Genomic DNA, 7,879 nt, shown 5'->3' on the forward strand with positions numbered 1-7,879 from the left:
GGGCGCCCGGTGCCATTGAGCACCGGGCGCCCCCGTCGTCGTAGGAGATCCGCGATCGTCGTAGGAGAACCGAGGAAATCCGCTTACGCGATGTGGTCGTCCTGAAGTTCCGCCGTGTGGCGGTTGGTGAAGCGGTTGACCAGGCGGTCGGCCTCGCGGTGCGGGAGCGTGATGCTGTACGTGTCCTCCACGTTGCCCCTGAACTGGCCCGAGGTCGGATAGCTGCCGTCTATCGACTTCTTGAAGACCAGGTAGTAGTCGTCCTCGGTCGGCTCCGCGCCGCCGCCCGCACCCATGTCACGGGTACGGCCCGGGCCGGCGGGGATCGGGAAGGTACCGGTGTCTTCCGAAGAGGGCTCCGGGGCGGGCTCCGGGGCGGGGGCAGGCTGCTCCTCGTACCGCTGCTGCGGGAACGGCTGCTGCTCGAACTGCTGCTGTTGCTCGAACTGTTGCCGACCTTGGAACTGCTGCTGTTCCTCGAACTGTTCGGCCTGCTGCTGCTCCGCGTACCACTGGCTGTACGCGGCCTCCGGGTCGTACGTCGGGTCGTAGCCGCCCTGATACGCGACGGTCTGGGGGTCCCGCGCCTGAAGCCACTGACTCTGCGGCTCGGCGTAGTCCTCCTCCTGCCCCTGCTGCGCAAGGGCTGCGGGAGACTCCAGCGCGGGCTGCTCCACGGCCGCGGGGGCCGCCTCGACGGGGGTCGGAGTCGGCGCCGGGGGCAGGAGCACCGGCTCAATGCCTGCGGCCGCCAGGCCCGCCGGGGCCGTCTGCGCCAGCGGGACGCCGTACTTCGCGAGCCGCAGCGGCATCAGGGACTCGATCGGGGCCTTGCGGCGCCAGGCGCGGCCGAAGCGGGAATTGAGCCGCGCCTGGTAGACGAGGCGGTCCTGCTCCAGCTTGATGACCTGCTCGTAGGAACGCAGTTCCCACAGCTTCATCCGGCGCCACAGGAGGAACGTCGGGATCGGGGAGAGCAGCCAACGCGTGAGGCGGACGCCCTCCATGTGCTTGTCGGCCGTGATGTCGGCGATCCGGCCGATCGCGTGCCGGGCCGCCTCGACCGAGACCACGAAGAGGATCGGGATCACGGCGTGCATCCCGACACCCAGCGGGTCCGGCCAGGCCGCCGCGCCGTTGAACGCGATCGTCGCCACGGTCAGCAGCCACGCCGTCTGGCGCAGCAGCGGGAAGGGGATCCTGATCCACGTCAGGAGCAGGTCGAGGGCGAGCAGGACGCAGATGCCCGCGTCGATGCCGATCGGGAACACGTAACTGAAGTTCCCGAAGCCCTTCTCGATCGCGAGCTCGCGGACGGCCGCGTACGAGCCGGCGAAGCCGATGCCCGCGATGACGACCGCACCGGCGACGACCACGCCGATGAGTATCCGGTGCGTGCGTGTGAGCTGAATGGGCGCGGACACCTGTACTCCCCTCCCCTTACTTGTCGTTGCGCGCAACAGGGTGGCACATGTGTGCGGCGCCCGGGCGCACGGTACGGCACGAGCCCGGTCCCTGTAGGGTCCGGGCTCCTGCAAATGGCCTGGTGGGACTACGAGTTATGTCGCGGATCCATCTCTTCCCCTTGCCCGGGTCAGCTCTTCTTCGTCGCCGACTTGGACGGCGAAGCGGACGGTGAAGCGCTCTTCGAGGCCGACTGCGAGGGCGAGGCGCTCGACTTGGCGCCACCGTCCTTGTTCGCGGCGGTCACCGACGCCACCGCCTCCTTCGCGGCCTTCTCCGCCGCCTTCAGCAACGTGGCGGCGGACGGGGTCTTCTCGCCCGCCAGACCGGCACCGTTGTAGTCGAGCGTGATGACGACGTTCTCGACGCGCGCCACGACCGTCTGCTGCTTGAAGGCGCCTTCCTTCTTCTTCAGGTCGTAACTCACGGACGTCGCCTCGTCGCCCGTACCGGACACCGTCGCCGACTTCGTGTTCTTCGCGCCCGTGACCGTCTTCGCGCCCGAGACCTGCTTCTCGAAGTACGTGTGCGCCTGGGCGTCGCCCGTGCCACGCGCGTCCGAGTCGAAACGCAGCAGGGCCACATTCAGCCAGCGGTACTGCGAGCCCTTCACGCCGTTGCTGTCGAGGCTCGTCCAGTAGCAGTTGCCGCGCGCGGACACCTCGTCCGTCGCGCCCTTCTTGCCGGACTTGGCCGCCTTCGGGACCAGTGAGCCCAGCGTCTTGTCCGTCAACACCGAGCAGGACTCGGGCAACGTCGCGTACGCGGCCACCTGCACGGCGTTCGCGGAAGGACTCACGGACACCTCAGCACCCGGGCTCGCACCGGAGCTGTTGTTGGCGTCACCGGACGCGGAGTCGGAATCGGATCCGGAGTCCGAGGAACAGCCTGCGGCGACAAGCATCACCGGGACGGCGGCTGCGCTGACAAGGATGCGGGTGAGTCGCGGTACTCGGCCTACTCGCTGTACTGGTCGGTGCATGGTTCCTTCACTCGTGGCGCTCGTGGTACGGCCGCACATGGAACGTACGACCGGTCGGGTCCGAGGGGCCACGGTACGCGGTGAGGCAGGAGGGCGGTCCCGCTTCGGGGGCTTTGCACCCCGGCGCGGAGCCCCCTCCAGGCTCGCTAACCGTTGAGCGTGTCAGCCAGCTTCGCGGCCAGATTCCGCGCCCTGTCCTGCATTTCCTTGCTGTCCGGCACCTCACCCGTGACCGTCGGCTGCTCGTCGTACTGGATCGTCACGATCACATTCGACGTGCGGAACACCACAGTCACCGTGCGCTGCTGCGCCGTCGAGCCGGCCGAACTGAGCGTGTCGTTCAGGTACGCCTCGTCGCCGAGACCGTCGAGGGTGCGGGGCTGGAGGGAGGTGGGGGTCGCGTCGGCGGAGGGGGAGGTGGACGAGGATGCCGAGGCGGCGTCGGAAGGGGTGGAGCTCCCGCCGTCGGTGGGGGAGTCCGTCGGGGACGCGGAGCTGCCTGCGTCCGGACTCTCCGACTCCGCGGAGCTGGTGGAACTGGTCGGCTCCGGCAGGTCCGCCGCCGTTTCCTTGCCCGCGTAGAGGTCGGTGGCCTTGCTGTCGTCGCTCACCGCGTTCTCGTACGAGACCACACGCTCGAAATCGACGAACAGGTGGTCGGTGGCGTCCGTGGACTCCACCTTCCAACGGCAGCCGACGCGCCGGTCGGTGTCGTACGTGAGCGTGGCCGTGCCCGCGTAGGCCGTACCGCGCTGCTCCTCGTCGGCGATCTGCCTGATGCCGGGCAGCAGCGAGTCGAGGGTGCCGTGGTCGACGGCGGCGCAGGCTTCGGGGAGCGTGCGGTACTTGCCGGGCTGGGCCGCCTGCGCCGTCGTACCGGGGTCGCCCGGCTTCGAGTCGTCGGTCGTGCCGTCGTCGCCCGAACTGCCCGTGCAGCCGGCCAGCAGTGCCGCGAGGAGCATGGCGACGCCGGGTACATACGCCTTCCGCTGCACGTTCAGGCTTCCTCTCGACCCTTCCCGACGCCCTGAGGCCCGGGATGTCCTGTGGTTATTCGGTTGCCGCGTGGGGGCGGCCCCTGGAGACAATGTGTACCGCACGCACAGCCGTGAACGCCGGTCCGTTGTCCCATACGTCGACCTTGGTGCCGGTTTTGCGTTTTTACGCTTCTGCTTATTTCCGGGGGAAAGAGAACGATATGTCGTACGTGGAGGTACCGGGGGCCAGGGTCCCCATCCGCATGTGGGCCGACCCGGCGTCGGTCGAGGACGTGGCCCTGCGTCAGCTTCAGAACGTGGCGACCCTGCCGTGGATCAAGGGGCTCGCCGTCATGCCCGACGTCCACTACGGGAAGGGTGCGACGGTCGGGTCCGTCATCGCCATGCGGGACGCGGTGTGTCCTGCGGCGGTGGGTGTCGACATCGGCTGCGGGATGTCTGCCGTCAAGACTTCGCTGACCGCCAATGATCTGCCGGGGGATCTTTCCCGGCTTCGGTCGAAGGTTGAGCAGGCTATTCCGGTGGGGCGGGGGATGCATGATTCTGCGGTGGAGCCGGGGCGGTTTCATGGGCTGGCTACTGGGGGGTGGGACGAGTTTTGGGGGCGGTTTGATGGGGTTGCCGAAGCGGTCAAATTCCGTCAGGAACGTGCCACTAAGCAGATGGGAACGCTCGGAAGTGGCAACCATATGATCGAACTGTGCACCGATTCGGTCGGTGCCGTTTGGCTCATGCTTCACTCCGGGTCCCGGAACGTGGGTAAAGAGCTGGCCGAGCACCACATCGGCGTTGCCCAGAAGCTCCCGCACAACCAGGGACTGATCGACCGTGACCTCGCCGTTTTCGTGGCGGACACCCCGCAGATGGCGGCGTACCAGCACGACCTTTACTGGGCGCAGGAGTACGCGAAGTACAACCGGACCATCATGATGGCGCTCCTTAAGGATGTGATCCGCAAGGAATTCAAGAAGGCCCGAGTGACCTTCGAGTCGGAGGTCAGCTGTCATCACAACTACGTTAGCCGCGAGCGCTATGAAGGAATGGACCTGCTCGTCACGCGCAAGGGGGCCATCAGCGCCAGGGCTGGGGAGTTCGGGATCATCCCGGGCTCGATGGGAACCAGCTCCTACATCGTGAAGGGGCTCGGAAACGAGAAGGCCTTCAACTCGGCGTCGCACGGCGCCGGTCGGCGTATGAGCCGTAGCGCGGCAAAGCGTCGCTTCACGACGAAGGATCTGGAAGAGCAGACGCGGGGCGTGGAGTGCCGTAAGGACTCCGGCATCGTGGACGAGATTCCGGGGGCGTACAAGAACATCGAGCAGGTGATGGAGCAGCAGCGCGATCTTGTTGAGGTCGTGGCGAAGCTGAAGCAGTTCATCTGTGTCAAGGGTTAGCTACAGCGATGAGGCGCGGCTCAAGGTCGTGCGCCCTCGGTCGGGATGGCAGTCCCGGCCGAGGGCCGTCGCTTTTTGATGTTGTGGCGCGAGCCTAGATCGCTAGTTCGGTCCTCGTATGGGCGATCTGTTCGGTTCACCCTTGTGAGTTAGGGGAGTTGCTTTTCGAACAGGGTGACCGTGTACGGGTCGCCCAGGCCCTCTGTGACGTGGCGTTCGCCGACGGGGGTGTAGCCGGCGGACTTGTAGTACGCGTGCAGGCGGGGGCTGGTGGTGAGGCAGTCCAGGCGGGCGAGGGGGCGGCCTGTGGCGGTGATGCGGTTTTCTGCTGCTGTGAGGACGTGGCGGCCTGTGCCTGGTGGGGCTGTGGTGCGGTCGGTCATCAGACGGTGGATGTAGGCGGCGGTGGGGGGTTGGGGACCCCAGGTGGGTTCGTCGTCCCACCAGAGTTCCCAAGCGCCTACGGGGTGAGGGCCCTGGTGGGCGAGCCAGACTTCCGCCTGTTGTAGGTGGGTGCGGAAGTGGGTCTCCGTCATCTCGCCCGGGGTCCACTGGTCGATTCCGCGGGCCACCTGCCAGGTGGCCGCCGCGTCGCGTAGGCGGACCAGGGTGGGGAGGTCGGCCTCCGTTGCCTGGCGGAAGGTCAGGGGTGGGGCCGCCTTGCCGGCTGGGGCTGGGGCTGGGGCTGGGGTTGTGGTTTGGGGTGCGGAGGGTATGTGTCTGGTCACAACTCGCCAGCCTAGGGAGGGAGTTCGCTACTTCGCGTGCATGACCGCGTAGATCATGACGAACGCCACGATGTGGATGCCGAAGAGGAAGTACGCGAGGTACCACCAGACGTAGCGTTCGTCCTTTGTCTCTTGCGCGAGTCGGCGTTGCTCTTGGTCCTGTTGGCGCTCCGTGGAGGGCTCGTCCGCCGAGTCCGGCATCACAACTCCCGGTGGACCTTCGCGTTCGACGCCTGGGCTCGGGGGCGGACGACGAGGAGGTCGATGTTGACGTGGCTGGGGCGGGTGATCGCCCAGGTGATCGTGTCGGCCACGTCCTCGGCGGTGAGGGGCTCGGCGACGCCCGCGTAGACCTTGGCGGCCTTCTCCTCGTCGCCGCCGAAGCGGGTCAGTGCGAACTCGTCCGTCTTGACCATGCCGGGCGCGACCTCGATGACGCGGACCGGGGTGCCGACGATCTCCAGGCGGAGCGTCTCGGCGAGGACGTGCTCGCCGTGCTTGGCGGCGACATAGCCGCCGCCGCCCTCGTACGTGCTGAACCCGGCCGTCGAGGAGAGCACGACCACCGTTCCGTCGCCGCTCGCGGTCAGTGCGGGGAGCAGGGCCTGGGTGACGTTCAGGGTGCCGATGACGTTCGTCTCGTACATCTGGCGCCAGTCGGCCGGGTCACCCGTCGCTACGGAGTCGGCGCCCAGTGCGCCGCCGGCGTTGTTGACCAGGACGCCGATCGTCTTGAAAGCGCCGGCGAACTCGTCGACTGCCGCGCGATCCGTGACGTCGAGGGCGTACGCCGTCGCCTGGTGGCCCGTCGCGTTCAGCTCCTCCGCGAGCGCCTCGATGCGGTCCTTGCGGCGGGCGGTCAGGACGACGCGGTAGCCCGCGGCCGCCAGCTGCCGGGCCGTCGCGGCGCCGATGCCGCTGCTGGCACCGGTGACTACGGCGATACGGGACGCGGCGGCGGGGCTCATACGTCTGCTCCTCGGTGTGGAGTGATGTGGAGTGAGGTGGAGCGGTGTGGGGCGGGGTGATCGGGCTGCCCTGCCAGGATAGGCGGGGTGGGTGTGCGGGGGGTCGCTGGCCTGGTCCGGGGGAGGGACGCGCTGTCGCTGCCCGGGGAGGGGGTGTTCCCTCAGTTGCCTCGCGGCGCATACATGATCACCGCCATGCCTACGAGGCAGATCAGCGCGCCCGTGACGTCCCAGCGGTCCGGGCGGTAGCCGTCCGCCACCGTTCCCCACGCGATGGAGCCCGCGACGAAGACGCCGCCGTACGCGGCGAGGATGCGGCCGAACTCGGCGTCCGGCTGGAGCGTGGCCACGAAGCCGTATACGCCCAGGGCCATCACGCCCGCGCCGATCCACAGCCAGCCGCGGTGCTCGCGTACGCCCTGCCAGATCAGCCAGGCGCCGCCGATCTCGAAGAGGGCGGCCAGGACGAAGAGGGCTGCGGAGCGGGCGATCAGCATGCGATCACCCTTACATGGGGGGTCGCGTCGGCTGTTGCCTGTTGTGGGTTGCCATCTCTCCATCTGTCACCTGAAGGACGGCGCCTGGCAGTGGCCATCGGTGGGATACATCTCGTGACGGTGACCCGATGACCTGCCTGTCGAGCTAAGGAAATGACCTCATGGGGATGCGAACGCTGGTGCGCGTGTGGTGTGCGGTGGTTGTCGGTGCGGGGTTGGTCGGGGGCGTGGTCTCGCCTGCGGCTGCTACCGGCGTCGCCCCCGAGGCCGATCTCGCCTTTCACGGGGCCGTGTCCATGGCCGAAGGCCGTGTCGACGTACGGCTGACCCCGCGGAACCACGGGCCGAGCGCCGTCTCGGACGCGACCGTCCGGCTGCGGTGGTCGGTCGCCCTTGCCGATCGGCAGAGTCTGCCGGGCGGGTGTGCGCGGGCGGAGGCGCGGGCGGTGGTGTGCCGGACGGGGGCGCTGGCGGCGGACGGGCTGGGGGCGGAGATCAGGCTGGCGGTACGGCTGCGGGAGGCGCCGGCCGAGGTGACGCTGGAGTTCGAGACGGTGTGGGGCGGCGGGGCGGTGGATCGCAACCATGCGAATGATCGGCAGCGGGTGTTGGTGCTGGATACGGGGGACTCGTACGCGTTCTAGCGGGGGCGCTTTTTGCGGGGGGTGGGGGTTGCGGGTCGGTGGTGGGCATCCGGGCCGGTGGGGGTTGCGGGTCGGTGGTGGGCATCCGGGCCGGTGGTGGCTGCGGGCCGGTGGTGGGTCGGGGCCGGGGGCCGGTACATCCGCCCGTCGCCGCCGGATCAGACGTCGGTTGTGTGGAGACGGGTCCGGTGACGCGAACGTACG

Annotated in this window: 9 protein-coding genes; 2 read left to right on the forward strand and 7 right to left on the reverse strand. The window is 68.3% G+C overall.

Translation table 11 applies throughout. The features are described from left to right. Positions 1-83 precede the first annotated feature (83 nt). The 3 genes from AB0N66_RS42200 to AB0N66_RS42210 all read right to left on the reverse strand — a co-directional run bounded on the left by AB0N66_RS42200 (position 84) and on the right by AB0N66_RS42210 (position 3,441). Positions 84-1,424, reverse strand: a complete 1,341-nt coding sequence (locus tag AB0N66_RS42200; protein ID WP_365446239.1) for a DUF2637 domain-containing protein — start codon at positions 1,422-1,424, stop codon at positions 84-86. A 170-nt stretch (positions 1,425-1,594) separates the two neighbouring features. Further along, positions 1,595-2,446 (reverse strand): DUF3558 domain-containing protein, encoded by an 852-nt coding sequence (locus tag AB0N66_RS42205; RefSeq protein WP_365446241.1) that lies wholly within the window; start codon positions 2,444-2,446, stop codon positions 1,595-1,597. Positions 2,447-2,592: 146 nt separating this feature from the next. Beyond that, on the reverse strand, positions 2,593-3,441 hold the full coding sequence (locus tag AB0N66_RS42210) for a DUF3558 domain-containing protein (protein ID WP_365446244.1): 849 nt from the start codon (positions 3,439-3,441) through the stop codon (positions 2,593-2,595). A 203-nt stretch (positions 3,442-3,644) separates the two neighbouring features. Between AB0N66_RS42210 and AB0N66_RS42215 the strand changes: the two genes are divergently transcribed. Then, positions 3,645-4,838 carry an RtcB family protein gene (locus tag AB0N66_RS42215; RefSeq protein WP_365446259.1) on the forward strand — a complete coding sequence of 398 codons (1,194 nt, stop codon included), beginning with the start codon at positions 3,645-3,647 and terminating at the stop codon, positions 4,836-4,838. A 149-nt stretch (positions 4,839-4,987) separates the two neighbouring features. On the opposite strand, the gene AB0N66_RS42220 is transcribed toward AB0N66_RS42215, so the two are convergent. From AB0N66_RS42220 to AB0N66_RS42235, 4 genes are all read right to left on the reverse strand, one after another. Continuing rightward, positions 4,988-5,566 carry an N-acetyltransferase gene (locus AB0N66_RS42220; protein WP_365446247.1) on the reverse strand — a complete coding sequence of 193 codons (579 nt, stop codon included), beginning with the start codon at positions 5,564-5,566 and terminating at the stop codon, positions 4,988-4,990. A gap of 27 nt (positions 5,567-5,593) precedes the next feature. Continuing rightward, positions 5,594-5,767 carry a hypothetical protein gene (locus AB0N66_RS42225; RefSeq protein ID WP_365446250.1) on the reverse strand — a complete coding sequence of 58 codons (174 nt, stop codon included), beginning with the start codon at positions 5,765-5,767 and terminating at the stop codon, positions 5,594-5,596. Continuing rightward, a complete protein-coding gene (locus tag AB0N66_RS42230) occupies positions 5,767-6,534 on the reverse strand; it encodes an SDR family NAD(P)-dependent oxidoreductase (protein ID WP_365446253.1) in 768 nt (255 codons plus the stop codon). The genes AB0N66_RS42225 and AB0N66_RS42230 overlap by 1 nt, the downstream gene beginning before the upstream one ends. Positions 6,535-6,695: 161 nt before the next feature. Beyond that, positions 6,696-7,031 carry a YnfA family protein gene (locus tag AB0N66_RS42235; RefSeq protein ID WP_365446256.1) on the reverse strand — a complete coding sequence of 112 codons (336 nt, stop codon included), beginning with the start codon at positions 7,029-7,031 and terminating at the stop codon, positions 6,696-6,698. A gap of 167 nt (positions 7,032-7,198) precedes the next feature. On the opposite strand from AB0N66_RS42235, the gene AB0N66_RS42240 reads away from it, so the two are divergent. Further along, a complete protein-coding gene (locus AB0N66_RS42240; protein ID WP_365446262.1) occupies positions 7,199-7,675 on the forward strand; it encodes a hypothetical protein in 477 nt (158 codons plus the stop codon). The last annotated feature ends 204 nt before the right edge of the window (positions 7,676-7,879 follow it).

Origin of the sequence: Streptomyces sp. NPDC093544, assembly GCF_040683495.1 — a bacterium.
Taxonomy (GTDB): domain Bacteria; phylum Actinomycetota; class Actinomycetes; order Streptomycetales; family Streptomycetaceae; genus Streptomyces.

Excerpts from the sequence above, each read along its gene's own strand:
- AB0N66_RS42240 (WP_365446262.1), top strand. The coding sequence starts at position 7,199 with ATGCGAACGCTGGTGCGCGTGTGGTGTGCGGTGGTTGTCGGTGCGGGG.
- AB0N66_RS42235 (WP_365446256.1), bottom strand. The coding sequence starts at position 7,031 with ATGCTGATCGCCCGCTCCGCAGCCCTCTTCGTCCTGGCCGCCCTCTTC.
- AB0N66_RS42225 (WP_365446250.1), bottom strand. The coding sequence starts at position 5,767 with ATGCCGGACTCGGCGGACGAGCCCTCCACGGAGCGCCAACAGGACCAA.
- AB0N66_RS42215 (WP_365446259.1), top strand. The coding sequence starts at position 3,645 with ATGTCGTACGTGGAGGTACCGGGGGCCAGGGTCCCCATCCGCATGTGG.
- AB0N66_RS42205 (WP_365446241.1), bottom strand. The coding sequence starts at position 2,446 with ATGCACCGACCAGTACAGCGAGTAGGCCGAGTACCGCGACTCACCCGC.
- AB0N66_RS42230 (WP_365446253.1), bottom strand. The coding sequence starts at position 6,534 with ATGAGCCCCGCCGCCGCGTCCCGTATCGCCGTAGTCACCGGTGCCAGC.